12 protein-coding genes are annotated in these 14,703 nt (G+C 68.2%); 11 read left to right on the top strand and 1 reads right to left on the bottom strand.

Going from position 1 to position 14,703, the window contains the following annotated elements; genetic code table 11:
• Positions 1-94: 94 nt before the first annotated feature.
• The 11 genes from acnD (at position 95) to MRY84_RS00760 (ending at position 13,894) form a co-directional block, all read left to right on the top strand.
• Positions 95-2,737 (top strand): Fe/S-dependent 2-methylisocitrate dehydratase AcnD, encoded by a 2,643-nt coding sequence (gene acnD, locus MRY84_RS00710; RefSeq protein WP_291503858.1) that lies wholly within the window; start codon positions 95-97, stop codon positions 2,735-2,737.
• 23 nt (positions 2,738-2,760) lie between these two features.
• Positions 2,761-3,996, top strand: coding sequence for a 2-methylaconitate cis-trans isomerase PrpF (gene prpF / locus MRY84_RS00715; RefSeq protein WP_291503859.1), 1,236 nt, complete (start codon positions 2,761-2,763; stop codon positions 3,994-3,996).
• Positions 3,997-4,021: 25 nt separating this feature from the next.
• Positions 4,022-4,882, top strand: coding sequence for an isocitrate lyase/PEP mutase family protein (locus tag MRY84_RS00720; RefSeq protein ID WP_291503860.1), 861 nt, complete (start codon positions 4,022-4,024; stop codon positions 4,880-4,882).
• 60 nt (positions 4,883-4,942) lie between these two features.
• On the top strand, positions 4,943-6,625 hold the full coding sequence (locus MRY84_RS00725; protein ID WP_291503861.1) for a C13 family peptidase: 1,683 nt from the start codon (positions 4,943-4,945) through the stop codon (positions 6,623-6,625).
• A 65-nt stretch (positions 6,626-6,690) separates the two neighbouring features.
• Entirely contained in the window at positions 6,691-9,210 is a 2,520-nt protein-coding gene (locus tag MRY84_RS00730) for an FtsX-like permease family protein (protein ID WP_291503862.1), read from the top strand.
• 78 nt (positions 9,211-9,288) lie between these two features.
• The gene (locus tag MRY84_RS00735) at positions 9,289-9,723 is read left to right on the top strand and encodes a group II truncated hemoglobin (protein WP_291503863.1); all 435 of its coding nucleotides are present in this window, start codon (positions 9,289-9,291) and stop codon (positions 9,721-9,723) included.
• A gap of 176 nt (positions 9,724-9,899) precedes the next feature.
• On the top strand, positions 9,900-10,469 hold the full coding sequence (locus MRY84_RS00740; protein ID WP_291503864.1) for a DUF2199 domain-containing protein: 570 nt from the start codon (positions 9,900-9,902) through the stop codon (positions 10,467-10,469).
• A 58-nt stretch (positions 10,470-10,527) separates the two neighbouring features.
• The gene (locus MRY84_RS00745) at positions 10,528-11,034 is read left to right on the top strand and encodes a RidA family protein (RefSeq protein WP_291503865.1); all 507 of its coding nucleotides are present in this window, start codon (positions 10,528-10,530) and stop codon (positions 11,032-11,034) included.
• Between the two features lie 67 nt (positions 11,035-11,101).
• Positions 11,102-11,512 (top strand): GFA family protein, encoded by a 411-nt coding sequence (locus MRY84_RS00750; RefSeq protein WP_291503866.1) that lies wholly within the window; start codon positions 11,102-11,104, stop codon positions 11,510-11,512.
• 13 nt (positions 11,513-11,525) lie between these two features.
• The gene (locus MRY84_RS00755) at positions 11,526-11,762 is read left to right on the top strand and encodes a hypothetical protein (protein ID WP_291503867.1); all 237 of its coding nucleotides are present in this window, start codon (positions 11,526-11,528) and stop codon (positions 11,760-11,762) included.
• A 137-nt stretch (positions 11,763-11,899) separates the two neighbouring features.
• Complete coding sequence (locus MRY84_RS00760) at positions 11,900-13,894, top strand: bifunctional 2',3'-cyclic-nucleotide 2'-phosphodiesterase/3'-nucleotidase (RefSeq protein ID WP_291503869.1); 1,995 nt, start codon at positions 11,900-11,902, stop codon at positions 13,892-13,894.
• A gap of 110 nt (positions 13,895-14,004) precedes the next feature.
• Here the strand turns inward: MRY84_RS00760 and MRY84_RS00765 are convergent, their stop codons facing one another.
• Entirely contained in the window at positions 14,005-14,652 is a 648-nt protein-coding gene (locus MRY84_RS00765; protein ID WP_291503870.1) for a Smr/MutS family protein, read from the bottom strand.
• Positions 14,653-14,703: the final 51 nt, after the last annotated feature.

The following is a 14,703-nucleotide window of genomic DNA, read 5'->3' on the forward strand; positions in this document are numbered from 1 at the left end:
TGCGAATTCACGATTTCAGGCCTTTTTGCCTCGAAAGCCTTATGAAACAAGCGCGAGAAGCTATCGAAAAAAGAGTGAACCGCCCCACGACATGATGAACTCTGACCACCGAAAACCCCTGCCCGGCACGGCCCTTCACTACTTCGACGCGCAGGCCGCCGTCGATGCCATCGAGTCCGGCGCCTGGGTCCGGCTTCCCTACACCGCCCGCGTGCACGCCGAGAACCTGGTGCGCCGCGCCGACCCCGCGCAGCTCCATGGCTTTCTGCGCCAAATCATCGAACGCCGGCGCGAGATCGACTTTCCGTGGTTTCCCGCGCGCGTGGTGTGCCACGACATCCTGGGCCAGACCGCGTTGGTGGATCTGGCGGGTTTGCGCGATGCGATTGCGAAAGAAGGCGGTGATCCCGCCGCAGTGAACCCCGTGGTGCCGGTGCAGCTGGTGGTGGACCATTCGCTGGCCGTGGAATGCGGGGGGACCGACCCGGACGCTTTCGCCAGGAACCGCGCCCTGGAGGACCGCCGCAACGAAGACCGCTTCCACTTCATCGAATGGACAAAAAAGGCCTTCGCCAACGTGGACGTGATCCCGGCGGGGAACGGGATCATGCACCAGATCAACCTGGAGAAGATGTCGCCGGTGATCGCTGTGCAGGGCGGTGTGGCGTTCCCCGACACCTGCGTGGGCACCGACAGCCACACCCCCCATGTCGATGCGCTGGGCGTGGTCGCGATTGGCGTGGGTGGCCTGGAGGCCGAGAGCGTGATGCTGGGCCGCGCCTCGTGGATGCGCCTGCCCGACATCGTGGGCGTGGAGCTCACGGGCCGCCGCCCCAGCGGCATCACCGCCACCGACATCGTGCTGGCGCTCACCGAGTTCCTGCGCCAACAGAAAGTGGTGGGCGCCTACCTGGAATTCCATGGCGAAGGCGCCAGCAGCCTGAGCATTGGCGACCGCGCCACCATCTCCAACATGTGCCCCGAGTACGGCGCCACCGCCGCGCTGTTCTACATCGACGACCAGACGCTGGACTACCTGCGCCTCACCGGCCGCGACGAAGCGCAAGTCCAGCTCGTCGAAACCTACGCCCGGACCGCTGGTTTCTGGGCCGGCACGCTGCGGGCCGCAGCGTATGAACGCACGCTCACGTTCGACCTGTCCTCCGTGGTGCGCAACATGGCCGGGCCATCGAACCCGCACCGCCGCCTGCCCACATCCGCGCTGGCCGAGCGCGGCATCGCGGTGGGCCTGGCCGAGGCCCGCGCGCAAGAAGAACAAGGCCTGCTGCCCGATGGCGCAGTAATCATCGCGGCCATCACGAGCTGCACCAACACCAGCAACCCGCGCAATGTGATGGCTGCCGCGTTGCTGGCGCGCAATGCCCGCCGCCTGGGCCTGGTGCGCAAGCCCTGGGTCAAGACCTCGCTGGCGCCCGGCTCCAGGGCCGTGGAGCTGTACCTGCGGGAGGCCGGGCTGCTGGCGGACCTGCAGGCCCTGGGCTTTGGTATCGTCGCGTTTGCGTGCACCACCTGCAACGGCATGAGCGGGGCGCTGGATGCGGAGGTCCAGCAGGAGATCGTCCGCCGCGACCTGTACGCCACCGCCGTGCTGTCGGGCAACCGCAACTTCGACGGCCGCATCCACCCGTATGCCAAGCAGGCGTTCCTGGCATCGCCCCCGCTGGTGGTGGCCTACGCACTGGCGGGCACCGTGCGCTTCGACATCGAGAACGACGTGCTGGCCGTGGTGGGCGGCCGCGAGATTCGCCTCAAGGACCTGTGGCCCAGCGACGAGGAAATCGACGCTGTCGTGGCCCGGGCCGTCAAGCCGGCGCAGTTCCGCGCCGTGTACGACCCGATGTTCGCCATCCGGGCGGACCACGGCGCGGCCGTGGCCCCGCAATACGACTGGCGCCCGCAGTCCACCTACATCCGCCGCCCGCCGTACTGGGACACGGAAGGCGTGGGAGCGCTCGCCGCCCATCCGCGCACCCTGCGGGGCATGCGCCCCTTGGCCCTCCTGCCGGACAACATCACCACCGACCACCTCTCGCCGTCCAACGCCATCCTGATGGACAGCGCGGCCGGAGAGTACCTGCACAGGATGGGCCTGCCCGAGGAGGACTTCAACTCCTACGCCACGCACCGCGGCGACCACCTCACGGCCATGCGCGCCACCCTGGCCAACCCGCAGCTCGTCAACGAGATGGCCGTGGTGGATGGTGTGGTGCGGCAGGGATCGCTGGCCCGCATCGAGCCCGAAGGCCGGGTGGTGCGCATGTGGGAGGCCATCGAGACCTACCTGGCCCGCCGCCAGCCGCTCATCATCGTCGCGGGCGCCGACTACGGCCAGGGCTCCAGCCGCGACTGGGCCGCCAAGGGCGTGCGCCTGGCCGGGGTGGAGGCCGTGGTGGCCGAGGGCTTCGAGCGCATCCACCGCACCAACCTGATCGGCATGGGCGTGCTGCCGCTGCAGTTCCTGCCGGGCACCAATCGCCTCACGCTGGGCCTGGACGGCACGGAAACCTACGATGTGGAGGGCCGCCTCACGCCGCGCGCTACGCTCACGCTGGTCGTCCGCCGCACGGACGGCCAGCTCACCCGGGTGCCCATGACCTGCCGCCTGGACACGGCCGAGGAAGTGTCGGTGTACGAAGCCGGCGGCGTGCTGCAGCGTTTTGCGCAGGACTTCCTGGCGAAGAATATGCAGCCAAAACAAGCCCCCGCGCTTGTCTAGCAAGCGCGATAAGCTATCAAAACATGAGCAATCACCCCACCGTGGACAAAGCCCACCCCCCAGCCCCGCAGATCCGCATTCCTGCCACCTACCTGCGTGGCGGCACCAGCAAGGGCGTGTTCTTCCGGCTGCACGACCTGCCGCTTGCCGCCCAGCAGCCCGGCGCCGCGCGCGACGCGCTGCTGTTGCGGGTCATTGGCAGCCCAGACCCGTACGGCAAGCAGATCGACGGCATGGGCGGCGCCACCTCGTCCACCTCCAAGGCTGTCATCGTCTCGCGCTCGCAGCGGCCGGGGCACGATGTGGACTACCTCTTCGGCCAGGTGGCCATCGACAGCGCCTTCGTGGACTGGTCGGGCAACTGCGGCAACCTCTCGGCCGCAGTGGGCCCGTTCGCCATCGCGGGCGGCCTGCTGCCGGCGGACCGCATTCCCGACCACGGCGTCTGCACGGTGCGCATCTGGCAGGCCAACATTGGCAAGACCATCGTCGCCCATGTGCCCATCACCGGCGGGCGGGTGCAGGAGACAGGGGCGTTCGAGCTCGATGGCGTGACCTTTCCCGCGGCGGAGGTGGCCCTGGAGTTTCTGGACCCGGCCGATGACTCCGGCGATGGCGAGGGGGGCGGCGCCATGTTCCCCACCGGCCAGCTGGTGGACGAGCTGGTGGTGCCCGGCGTGGGCAGGCTGCGCGCCACGCTCATCAACGCGGGCATCCCCACCATCTTCGTCAACGCGGCTGACCTCGGCTACACCGGCACCGAGCTGCAAGACGCCGTCAACGGCGACCCGGAGGCCCTGGTGCGCTTCGAAGCCATCCGCGCCCACGGCGCCGTGCGGATGGGCCTCATCCAGCATGTTTCCGAAGCGTGCCGGCGCCAGCACACCCCCAAGGTAACTTTTGTGGCGCCGCCCCAGAGCTACAGGGCATCGAGCGGCAAGGCCGTGCAGGCGCACGACGTGGACCTGCTGGTGCGCGCCCTCTCGATGGGCAAGTTGCACCACGCCATGATGGGCACGGCGGCGGTTGCCATCGGCACCGCTGCCGCCATCCCGGGCACGCTGGTCAATCTGGCTGCTGGGGGCGGTGCCCGGGACGCCGTGCGGTTCGGACACCCCTCCGGCACGCTGCGCGTGGGGGCGCAGGCCGAGTGCCGGGACGGCCAATGGCGAGTCACCAAGGCCTTGATGAGCCGCAGTGCACGGGTGCTCATGGAAGGCTGGGTCCGCGTACCTGGCGACTGCTTTGGAGAGCACTGAAAAGAAAGAATGAAGGAACGAACGAATGTCCACCCGCAAGACCCTCAAAGCGCTCGCAGAAGCCCGCCGCGGCGTGCTGGTCCCTGGCGCCTTCAACGCCCTGTCCGCCAAGGTCATCGAAGACCTGGGCTTCGAAGCGATCTACATCACGGGCGCCGGTGTCACCAACATGTGGTTCGGCCTGCCGGACCAGGGCTTCATGGGCCTGGCCGAGATTGCCGACCACACGGCGCGCATCCGCGATGCGGTGGAGCTGCCGCTGATCGTGGACGCCGACACGGGTTTCGGCAACGCGCTCAACGTCTACCACACGGTGCGCACGCTGGAGCGGGCAGGCGCGGACTGCATCCAGCTCGAAGACCAGGTGGCGCCCAAGCGCTGCGGGCATTTCTCGGGCAAGGAGGTCATCAGCACCGAAGAGGCGGTGAGCAAGATCCAGGCCGCCGTCGACGCGCGCCGCGATGACAACCTGCTGATCCTGGCCCGCACGGACGCCGCCGCCACCCACGGCTTCGAGGCCGCGGTGGAGCGCGCACAGCGCTTTGCCGAGGCGGGTGCAGACATTCTGTTTGTCGAAGCGGTGACGCAGGCCGAAGAAGTCCACGCGCTGCCCCGGCGTCTGGCCAAGCCCCAGCTCATGAACATGGTCATCGGCGGCAAGACGCCCCTCTTCAACGCCGATCAGCTGGGCGAGTGGGGCTATGGCCTCGTGCTGTACGCCAACGCGGCCCTGCAAGGCGCGGTGATGGGCATGCAGAAGGCGCTGACCACGCTGCGCGACGCCCGGGAGGTGCAGGAGTCCAGCGGGCTCGTGGCTTCCTTCGCCGAGCGGCAGCGGCTGGTGGGCAAGCCGTGGTGGGATGCGCTGGAAAAGCGCCACGCCTGACACCTGCCTGCCAAGGGGCTTGCGGGGCAACACGGCCGTTGGCGGTGGCATGATTCCGCCATGACTGATCTGAACGCCAAGAACGCCTGGGCCGACACCCAGCCCAGCCAGTGGGGGCCCGAGCCCGCCAAGATCGAAATTCCGCTGGGCGAAAGCCCGTCTGCGTCTTCCGGCGGCGCTGCCACCGCTGCGTCCGCGATCCCCGCCATGCCGCAGACGCCCCCCGCACTCTCTCTGTGGGCCTGGATGCGCGAAGGCCTTCGGGCGGCACTGTTCCTTTCGCCGCGCACGGGGTCCGCGGCGCCGTCGCCCTGGCAGGTGCTTATGCTGTCGCTGATCGGCGGTGCGCTGATCGTGGGCGCTGCGCGGTGGCAGGTGGTGGGGCCGGCGCAGTTCAACTTGCGGGGATGGCTGGCGCCCATGTGGAGCAGCCTGGTGCTGATGTGGCTCGCGTGGTGGGCCATGGCGCCCGCCCAGCGCGCGGCGTCTGCGGGAGCCCCTTCGATTCCCCCCGCGGGCGCGCCGGTGCCGCCGTCGGGCGGGCTGGCGGCCTGGTATGTGCTTTCGGCGTGGGCGCCGCTTGCACCCCTGTTGCTGCTCTATGCCTTGATGGCGGCTGCGGCGCGCAAGCCTGAGCTGGAAGGCGGGGCGGTGGCGGGCATCGTCTTTCTGGTGGCCTATGGCGTGCTCACGCTGTGGGTGCTGGCGGCCCTGGTGGTGGTGACCGCGCGGTTCATCCGCTCGCGCTCGCGCACGGCGGTGTTTGCGGTGGCCATGGCGGCGGTGGTGGGCGTGGGCATGTGGCAGTTCCAGGATCAGCCCTGGGACGAAGCCAATGCGCAGGGCCTCGCCGATGCGGCTGCCGCCCAGGGGACGGAGCAGGGTGCAGAGCAGGTGCCAGAAGAACCGGCGCCCCTGGTGCTGTCGCAATCGGTGTTCGAGGAGCAGCAGGCGCTGTGGGCCCGGCAGGCGCAGGCGCTCGCCCCGCAGCGTGCCGGGGTGGTGGATGTCTATGGTCTCGTGTTCGCGCCCTACGCGGGTGAAGAGGTGTTCCGGCGCGAAAGCACCATGGTCAGCAAGCTTCTGCAGGAGCGCTTTGACGCCCAGGGGCGGGTGCTCCACCTGCTCAACCACGCGGAAACCGCAGACACCCACGCCTGGGCCACGCCGCAGAACCTGCAGCGCGCCATTGCCGCTCTGGCCCAGCGCATGGACCGTGACAGCGACATCCTGGTGATCTACATGACCTCCCACGGTGCCCGCAACCACGCGCTGGCGGCCGCGCATTGGCCGCTGGAAGTGCCGCCCGTCACGCCCGAGATGCTGCGCGCGATGCTGGACGAGGCGGGTATCCGCCAGCGGGTGATTGCCGTATCAGCCTGCTACTCGGGCGGCTGGATCGAGCCACTGGCAACCCCCAGCAGCCTCATCATGACGGCGGCGGATGCCACGCACACCTCGTACGGCTGCGGCACGAAATCCGAACTGACCTTCTTCGGCCGCGCCGTGTTCGACGAGCAGCTGCGCCAGACGCATTCGTTTGCCGATGCATTCGCCAAAGCGGTCCCGGTGATCGCGCAGCGCGAGGTCGAAGCCGGCAAGCAGGACGGTTTCTCCAACCCGCAGATCCACGTGGGCCCGCAGATCGCGCCCGTGCTGCGAATGCTGGAGCGCCGGCTGGCCATGGCGGCGCACACGCCCAGTGACGAGTCCGTGCTGGCCCAACGCGGCCAGACCCCGTGAGGAGCCTCCTCCGCTCAACACCCCACAAGCCCACAGACCGTTGACTTTGCGCTAAGGTCCGCGCCATGAACCTGTCATTTCTTCGCCTTGGCTGGCGCACCCTGGCGCGTGACCTGCGCGCGGGCGAGTTGCGGCTGCTCATCGTGGCCGTCACGCTCGCAGTGGCGGCGCTCACCTCGGTGGGTTTCTTTGCTGACCGGCTGCAGGGTGGGCTGCAGCGCGATGCGTTGCAACTGCTGGGCGGCGATGCCGTGGTGGCCAGCGACAACCCCACGCCCGCCGCGTTTGTCGAGCGTGCCAAGGCGCTGGGCCTGCAGACCGTCACCACGGTGGGGTTCCCCACCATGGGCCGTGCGAGCGATGCGCAGGGCGGTGCAAGCAAACTCGTGGCCTTGAAGAGCGTGCCGCCGGGATATCCCCTGCGCGGCAGCCTGACCGTGGCCGATGCGCCGGGCGCCATCGACCAGCCTACGCGCGACATCCCCGCGCGCGGCGAGGTGTGGGTGGATGCGCCCCTGCTCGAATCGCTGAACCTCGCCATGGGCGACGTGCTGCTGCTGGGGGATTCGCAGCTGCGCATTGCGCGCATCATCGTGATCGAGCCCGACCGGGGCGCGGGCTTCATGAGCTTTGCTCCACGGGTGATGGTGAACGAGGCCGACCTGCCCGCCACGGGCCTGGTGCAGCCCGCCAGCCGCCTGACCTACCGCTTTGCCGTCATCGGGCCGGCTCCGGCCGTCAAGGCGTTCAGCGAATGGGCCGTGGCCGAATCGAAAAAACCGGAGGTACATGGCGTGCGCGTGGAGTCGCTCGAAAGCGGCCGCCCCGAAATGCGCCAGACGCTGGACCGCGCGCAGAAATTCCTGAGCCTGGTGGCGCTGCTGGCCGCGCTGCTGTCGGCCGTGGCCGTGGCGCTGGCTGCGCGCGGCTTTGCGGCGGAGCACCTGGACGCCTCGGCCATGCTGCGCGTGCTGGGCCAGAGCCAGCGCACCATCGCGGGCGCCTACACGGCCGAGTTCGCGCTGGTGGGCCTCTTTGCCAGCGCGCTGGGTGTGGCGCTGGGTTATCTGGTGCACTACGCCTTCGTGCTGCTGCTGGCGGGCCTGGTCGAATCCGCCCTGCCGCCCCCCAGCCTGTGGCCCGTGGCGTTCGGGCTGGGCATGGGGCTCACCCTGCTGTTCGCCTTTGGCCTGCCGCCCGTGCTGCAGCTGGCACAGGTGCCGCCGCTGCGCGTCATCCGCCGCGATGTGGGCGCTCTCAAGCCCGCGTCGCTCGCGGTGCTGGGCATTGGCGTGGCCGGTTTTGCCGCCTTGCTGCTGGCCGTGAGCAGCGACATCCAGCTGGGCCTGATCGCGGTGGGTGGATTCGCCGGGGCCGTGGCCCTGTTTGCGGGGCTGTCGTGGGTGGCGGTGAAGGTGCTGCGCAAGAGCGTGAATGAGGCCACCGCGCCGCGCTGGCTGGTGCTGGCCACGCGGCAGATCTCAGCCCGCCCCGCGTATGCGGTGGTGCAGGTCAGCAGCCTGGCCGTGGGCCTGCTGGCGCTGGTGCTGCTCGTGCTGTTGCGCACCGACCTGGTGGACAGCTGGCGCAAGGCCACGCCGCCCGACGCGCCCAACCGTTTCGTGATCAACGTGATGCCCGACCAGGCCGACGCGTTCCAGCAGGTGCTCAAGGACCACGGCGTGACGAGGTACGACTGGTACCCCATGATCCGCGGCCGCCTGCTGGCCGTGAACGGCAAGCCCGTGGGCCCGGCCGACTACACCGATGACCGCGCCAAGCGGCTGGTGGACCGCGAGTTCAATCTCTCGAACGCAGTGGAGGCACCGGCCCACAACCAGGTGGTGGCAGGCGCGTGGACGCCGGGAGAGGAGGGCGCCATCAGCGTGGAGGAGGGCATCGCCGAGACCCTGGGCCTGAAGATGGGCGACCGCCTCCTGTTCGACATGGGCGGTGTGCAGAACGAATCGCGCATCACCAGCCTGCGCAAGGTGGACTGGGGCTCCATGCGAGCGAACTTCTTCGTGATGTACCCCGTGGCCGCCCTCAAGGACGTGCCCGTGACGTACCTGGCGGCCTACCGTGCGCCCGAGATCAACGGTTTTGACAACGGCCTGGTGCGCCAATTCCCCAACATCACCAACGTGGACATGGGCGCCACCATCGCGCAGGTGCAGCGCGTGCTGGACCAGGTCATCCGCGCGGTGGAGTTCCTGTTCGCCTTCACGCTGGCGGCCGGGCTGGTGGTGCTGTTTGCCGCCGTGACGGCCACGCGCGAAGAGCGCGCCCGCGAGTACGCCATCATGCGCGCCGTGGGGGCCCGCGCCAGCCTGCTGCGCCAGGTGCAGCGCGCCGAGCTGCTGGGCGTGGGGCTGCTGGCGGGCTTTCTGGCCAGCAGCGTGGCGGTGGGCGTAGGCTGGGCGCTGGCGCGGTTCGTGTTCGACTTCACCTGGACGGCCGCGCCCTGGGTTCCCCTCGCCGGGGCCTTGGGAGGGGCCGTGCTGGCGCTGGCTGCCGGCTGGTGGGGGCTGCGCGAGGTGCTGCTGCGGCCCGTGGTGGACACACTGCGCCGTGCGGCCGAATGACCCCGCGCGGGCCTCGTTAGTGTTATGAAAATAATAGCTGGTGGCGCTTGATGGATAAGCGCTGGAGCCCGTTTTGATATGAATTCTGAGACTTCCACCACATCCAGCGATGCAGCGTCTGCGCCCCAGGCCATCACGCCTTTCGAATGGATCGGCGGCGAAGACCGCGTGCACGCGCTGGTCGAGCGCTTTTACGACCTGATGGACCTGGAGCCCGCGTACGCCGAGCTGCGGGCCGCCCACGGCAGCGATCTGGCCAGCGCGCGGCAGAAGCTCTTCTGGTTCCTGTGCGGCTGGCTGGGTGGCCCCGACCATTACCAAAGCCGCTTTGGCCACCCGCGCCTGCGCATGCGGCACATGCCATTCTCCATCGGCATCAAAGAGCGCGACCAGTGGGTGGCCTGCATGGACCAGGCCATGGGCGAGACGGGCGTGCCTGGCGAGCTGCGCGCGCGCCTCAAGGAGAGCTTCATGGGTACGGCGGACTGGATGAGGAATCGGGGCGCCCCTTGAGGGATGTCCTGCATCGCTCCCTGCGGTCCGTGATAGCGCGGCCTCGGGCGGGGACACTGGCGGGGTCGCTGTCGCTGGCTTCGCGTGTGGACCCGTTCGCACGGCGCGCCTGATGTGGCGCGCCTGTTAAATTCGGGCTCCGCCAGTTACCCCGCCGGTTTCGCCGCCGCTGCGCCATGCCTGTGACCTCCGCCCGCAAGACCACTGCACGCAAGACAGCAACGCCCGCCAAAGTGCGCAAGTCCGGCGAGCGCTCCGGTTTTCGCTGCGGCAGTTGCGGCGAGTGGCATGAAGAGCTGGCCACGGACATCGGCTGCGGCCTGCCTGACGCCGTGTTCGAGCTCAGCTACCTGGACCGCTACCGGCGCGCCCGCTACAACCAGGATTTCTGCACGCTCGACGGCAAGCGATGGTTCATCCGCTGCGTGCTGCCTGTGCCCTTCACCTATCGGGATGACTATTTCGGCTGGGGCGTCTGGGTCGAGGTGACGCAGCAACAGCATGACCAATACCTCGTCTTCTTCGAGGAGAGTGGCGGCACGCCGCCGGTCATTCAAGGCACGGTCGCCAACCAGCTCAGGGGCTACCGCGCCACGCAGGGCCTGTCCGTGCGCCTGGACATGGACCCGGACCGCCGTCCGCTGGCCTATCTGCTGCCCACATCGCGCCATGCGCTGGCGCGGGAGCAGCGCAAGGGCATGGACGCCGAGCGGCACCATTCGCTGATAAGGCCCTTCGCGGGGTGACGTGCCGTTGCCGTCGTCGCCCCTCTTCATTGTCTGCACTCCACTTGTTTGTCTTCATATGTCACGCGACCAACGTTTTCAGGATCAGGCCCAGGCCCTGGGCTACAGCTTCGATGGCGAGATCAAGATTGGCGGCAACTACGTGCCGCTGGTCCGCGATGGGCACCACGTCTACCTGAGCGGCCAGATCCCGCGCGTGGGCGACACGGTGGTGGTCACCGGGGCCGCGGGTGCCGGGGCGTCGCTGGCCGATGCGCAGAAGGCTGCCAAGGTGTGCGCGATGCGCGCACTGGCGCTGCTGCAACGCGCGCTGGGCTCGCTGGATGCGGTGCAGTCCATCCTGCGCATCACGGTCTACGTGCAGTCGGCTCCCGCGTTCACGCAGCAAAGCGAGGTGGCCGACGGCGCGTCGGAAATCCTGTTTGCCGTGCTGGGTGAGGCGGGCGCGCACACCCGCACGTCGGTGGGCGTGCTGCAGCTGCCCAAGAACGCGACGGTGGAGGTGGACTTGATCGCTTCAGTGTCCCCAGCGGCCGCGCCCACCGCCGCGACCGCTGCACGCTGAGCCTGCCCAGCCGCTGCCCTGCATCACATCGCATCGCATCGCGCTCATCATCCAAGGAAGAACCGCCATGACCGATACCGTCGTGCACCAGGGAAGCTGCTTGTGTGGCGGCGTGCGCTATGAGACCACGGCGCCCGTCCGGGCCTCGTCGCACTGTCACTGCTCGATGTGCCGCAAGGCGCATGGCGCGGCGTTCGCCAGCTATGGCAACGTGCGGCGCGAACACCACCGCTTCGTGCAGGGCGAGGCGCTGGTGCGGACTTACCACTCGTCGCCCCAGGTGACGCGGCAGTTCTGCTCGGTGTGCGGATCGCCCTTGCTGTGGCACAGCGACGGTGCGCATGCCGACGTTGTGGCCGTGCCGCTGGGCACGCTCGACACACCGTTCCACACGCCGCCGCAAAAGCACATCTACGTTGCCTCGAAGGCGCCGTGGGTCGAGATCTGCGACGGCCACCCCCAGATGGACAGGGAATAGCCGGAGCTACCCCATGGACAGCACCCCCTCCACCTCCCATCCGCGCTTCAACGTGTTTGGCCGCATCGTCGAAGTGCGGCGCGAAGGCGCGCTGTGGCAAGCCTACCGCGTGGGCGGCGATGGCAAGCGCACGCCTGCGGGCTTTGTGATTCCGGACTTTGTCGCCGAGGATGAGCTCGCGCAATTCCTGGAAGACTTGTTCCACGAAAGCGCCTCGCCGCATAACGGCGACGTGCGCCGCATCGGCTGAGCTGCCGCGTCACACCCCTGTCAAACCCCCGCCAGACACTCGGTCCCTTGTTCATCCAGGGACTGTCCATGTCTGAGCGCACCCCCAATTTCCCGTTCCTTTCCCGGCCTGTTTCGCGCCGCATCGCCGCCATCGGCATGCTGGGGCTGGCGGCTTCACTGGCCGCCTGTGGCGGCAGCGACGGCAGCAACAACAATGCCGGTGCCACCGCCACACTCGCGGTGCTGGAGACCACCGACCTGCACTTCAACGTGCGCAGCTACGACTATTTCAAGCTGGCCGAGGACAAGAGCTACGGCTTTGAGCGCACCGCCACGCTGGTGCGCGCGGCGCGCAAGGAGTTTGCCAACACGCTGCTGGTGGACAACGGCGACACCATCCAGGGCACGGCCCTGGCCGACTACGAGGCCACCATCAGCCCTATCCCCTGCACGCAGCAGCTGTCCATGTACAAGGCCATGGGCGCGCTGGGCTTTGACGCCGGCACGCTGGGCAACCACGAGTTCAACTACGGCCTGCCGTTCCTCAATCAGGTGCTGGGTGGCGGCCTGGACGTGGAGGGTGTGGATGCCACCAAGAAATGCGCTGGCGCGGGTTTTCCGGTGGTGCTGGCCAATGTGGTCAGCAACAAGACCAAGAAGCCGCTGGTGCAGCCCTACACGCTGCTGGAGCGCACGCTGGTGGCCAAGGCAACCGACGGCAAGGAGGTGAAGCTGCCCATCAAGATCGGCGTGATCGGCTTCACCACGCCGGGCATCATGAACTGGGACAAGCGCTACCTGGAAGGCAAGGTGAGCACCGAAGGCGCGGTGGAGGCTGCCACCAAGTACGTGCCCGAGCTGCGCGCCAAGGGCGCGGACATCGTGGTGGCCCTGCTGCACGGCGGGCTGGATGGCGCGGCGTATTCGCCCACCATGGAGAACCCCGGCCTGCACCTCTCGAAGGTGGCGGGCATCGACGCCATGGTGATGGGCCACCAGCATGGCGTGTTCCCCGATACGGCCGCCAAGCCCGGCTTCAACCTGCCCGGTGTGGACCACAAGGCAGGCACGGTGAACGGTGTGCCAGCCGTGATGGCCAGCTCCTGGGGCAAGGCGCTGGGTGTGGTGCAGCTGGCGCTGCAGTGGGACGGCGCCAAGTGGACGGTCAACAAATCGGCCAGCAAGAGCGAGCTGCGCAACATCCAGAGCAAGAACGCTGCGGGTGCGAACGTGTATGTGGATGCAGACCCTGCCGTGGCGCCGCTGATCGAGCCACAGCACCAGGCGGCCATCCAGTATGTGAAGACGCCCATCGGCCAGACCGACTTCCGCATGAGCACGCTGTTTGCCGATGTGGGCGACCCGGGTGCGATCCAGATCGTGAACCAGGCGCAGCAGGCCTATGTGGCGGCGTACATCCAGGCCAACCTGCCGCAGTATGCGCAGCTGCCCGTGCTGTCGGTGAGTGCGCCGTTCAAGAGCGGCTTTCAGGGCGGCGCCGACTACACCGACGTGGCCGTGGGCCCGCTGGCCATCAACAATGCGGCCGACCTGTACCTCTACCCCAACACGGTGTATGCGGTGAAGGTCAACGGTGGCGACATCAAGAACTGGCTCGAAGCCGCCGCCAAGCGCTTCAACCAGATCGACCCCGCCAAGACCACTGAGCAGCAGCTCATCAGCAGCTTCCCCGGCTACAACTTCGACATGTTCACCACGGCCGACGTGCAGTACGAGATCGACGTGACACAGCCCGTGGGCAGCCGCATCAAAAAGCTGAGCTACCTCGGCAAGCCCATCGATGAGGCACAGGAGTTCGTGATCGCCACCAACAACTACCGCGCCACCAGCGGCAAGAGCTTCATCGACAAGCTCGATGGCTCGGGCACCATCTGGGCCTCGCCCGACGCCAACCGCGACGTGGTGATCGAGTACATCCGCAAGAACCCGGCGGTGACCCGCGCCGCCAATGGTGCGGCCAAGAGCTGGCGCTTTGCCAAGGCCGCGGTGGCGGGCCCCGTGGTGTTCAGCTCGGGGGCCAAGGCCCTGAGCGTGGCACAGGCCGCGAGCCTCGCGAACGTGAGTCTGGTGGCGGAGGACGATGGCTCGGGCAAAGGCACGTCCAAATACGCGATCGACCTGTCCAAGTAGCCTCACGGCCTGGATGCAGGGCGGCTGTCATGCCGTCCTTACCCGATTTGCTTATTTGCTACTAAAAATATAGCTGCTTGCGCTTGTCATTCAAGCGCTACAGCCGCTTTTCATCGAAGCCTGTTGTGCAGTACCGGCTGCAGCAGCACCACCAGCGCGCCGGCCCCGCCATCCATGGGCCGGGCCTGCACGAAGGCCAGCACCTCGTTTTTCTGCACCAGCCAGCGCTGCACGCGGCTTTTGAGCACGGGGCTCTTGCCGGGCGAGCCCAGCCCCTTGCCGTGCACCACGCGCACGCAGCGCAGGCCTGCTTTGTGGGCTTGGCGGATGAACTCGCCCAGTGCTTCGCGCGCTTCGTCCACGCGCAGGCCGTGCAGGTCCAGCTGGCGCTGGATGCTCCAGTGGCCCGCGCGCAGGCGGCGCGTCACCTCCACGCCGATGCCGGGGCGGCGAAAGCTCAACTGGTCGTCCGTGTCCAGCAGCGTGCTCACGTCGAAGTCGTCGCTGATGGATTCGCGCAGCACGCGTTCCTCGTCCAGCCAGTGCTGTACGGGCAGCGGGGGCGGCAGTTGCCCTTCGAGCGGCGCCAGGTTGGTGTTGCGCAGCGGGGTCACTCGGCCCACGCTGCGCGAGAACAGCTGCCGCTCGGCTTCGTGCCGTGCGGCGGCTTCGCGGCGGGCCTTTTCCTCGGCCTCGCGGCGCTCCTGCTCTTCGCGCAGGCGGCGCGCCACCGTGGCCAGGTCTTGCAATTGGTTCAGCCGTTCGCCCGCGCGGCGGGGTGCAGGCGGTGCCCGGCGCCGGGCGGGCGA

Origin of the sequence: Acidovorax sp., from assembly GCF_022763525.1 — a bacterium.
In the GTDB taxonomy this organism is placed as follows: Bacteria; Pseudomonadota; Gammaproteobacteria; order Burkholderiales; family Burkholderiaceae_C; genus Acidovorax.

Bases quoted from the DNA above. Each gene is read 5' to 3' on its own strand.
- acnD (WP_291503858.1), top strand. From the start codon at position 95: ATGAACTCTGACCACCGAAAACCCCTGCCCGGCACGGCCCTTCACTAC.
- MRY84_RS00740 (WP_291503864.1), top strand. From the start codon at position 9,900: ATGCCTGTGACCTCCGCCCGCAAGACCACTGCACGCAAGACAGCAACG.
- prpF (WP_291503859.1), top strand. From the start codon at position 2,761: ATGAGCAATCACCCCACCGTGGACAAAGCCCACCCCCCAGCCCCGCAG.
- MRY84_RS00760 (WP_291503869.1), top strand. From the start codon at position 11,900: ATGCTGGGGCTGGCGGCTTCACTGGCCGCCTGTGGCGGCAGCGACGGC.
- MRY84_RS00745 (WP_291503865.1), top strand. From the start codon at position 10,528: ATGTCACGCGACCAACGTTTTCAGGATCAGGCCCAGGCCCTGGGCTAC.
- MRY84_RS00755 (WP_291503867.1), top strand. From the start codon at position 11,526: ATGGACAGCACCCCCTCCACCTCCCATCCGCGCTTCAACGTGTTTGGC.
- MRY84_RS00730 (WP_291503862.1), top strand. From the start codon at position 6,691: ATGAACCTGTCATTTCTTCGCCTTGGCTGGCGCACCCTGGCGCGTGAC.
- MRY84_RS00725 (WP_291503861.1), top strand. From the start codon at position 4,943: ATGACTGATCTGAACGCCAAGAACGCCTGGGCCGACACCCAGCCCAGC.
- MRY84_RS00720 (WP_291503860.1), top strand. From the start codon at position 4,022: ATGTCCACCCGCAAGACCCTCAAAGCGCTCGCAGAAGCCCGCCGCGGC.
- MRY84_RS00735 (WP_291503863.1), top strand. From the start codon at position 9,289: ATGAATTCTGAGACTTCCACCACATCCAGCGATGCAGCGTCTGCGCCC.
- MRY84_RS00750 (WP_291503866.1), top strand. From the start codon at position 11,102: ATGACCGATACCGTCGTGCACCAGGGAAGCTGCTTGTGTGGCGGCGTG.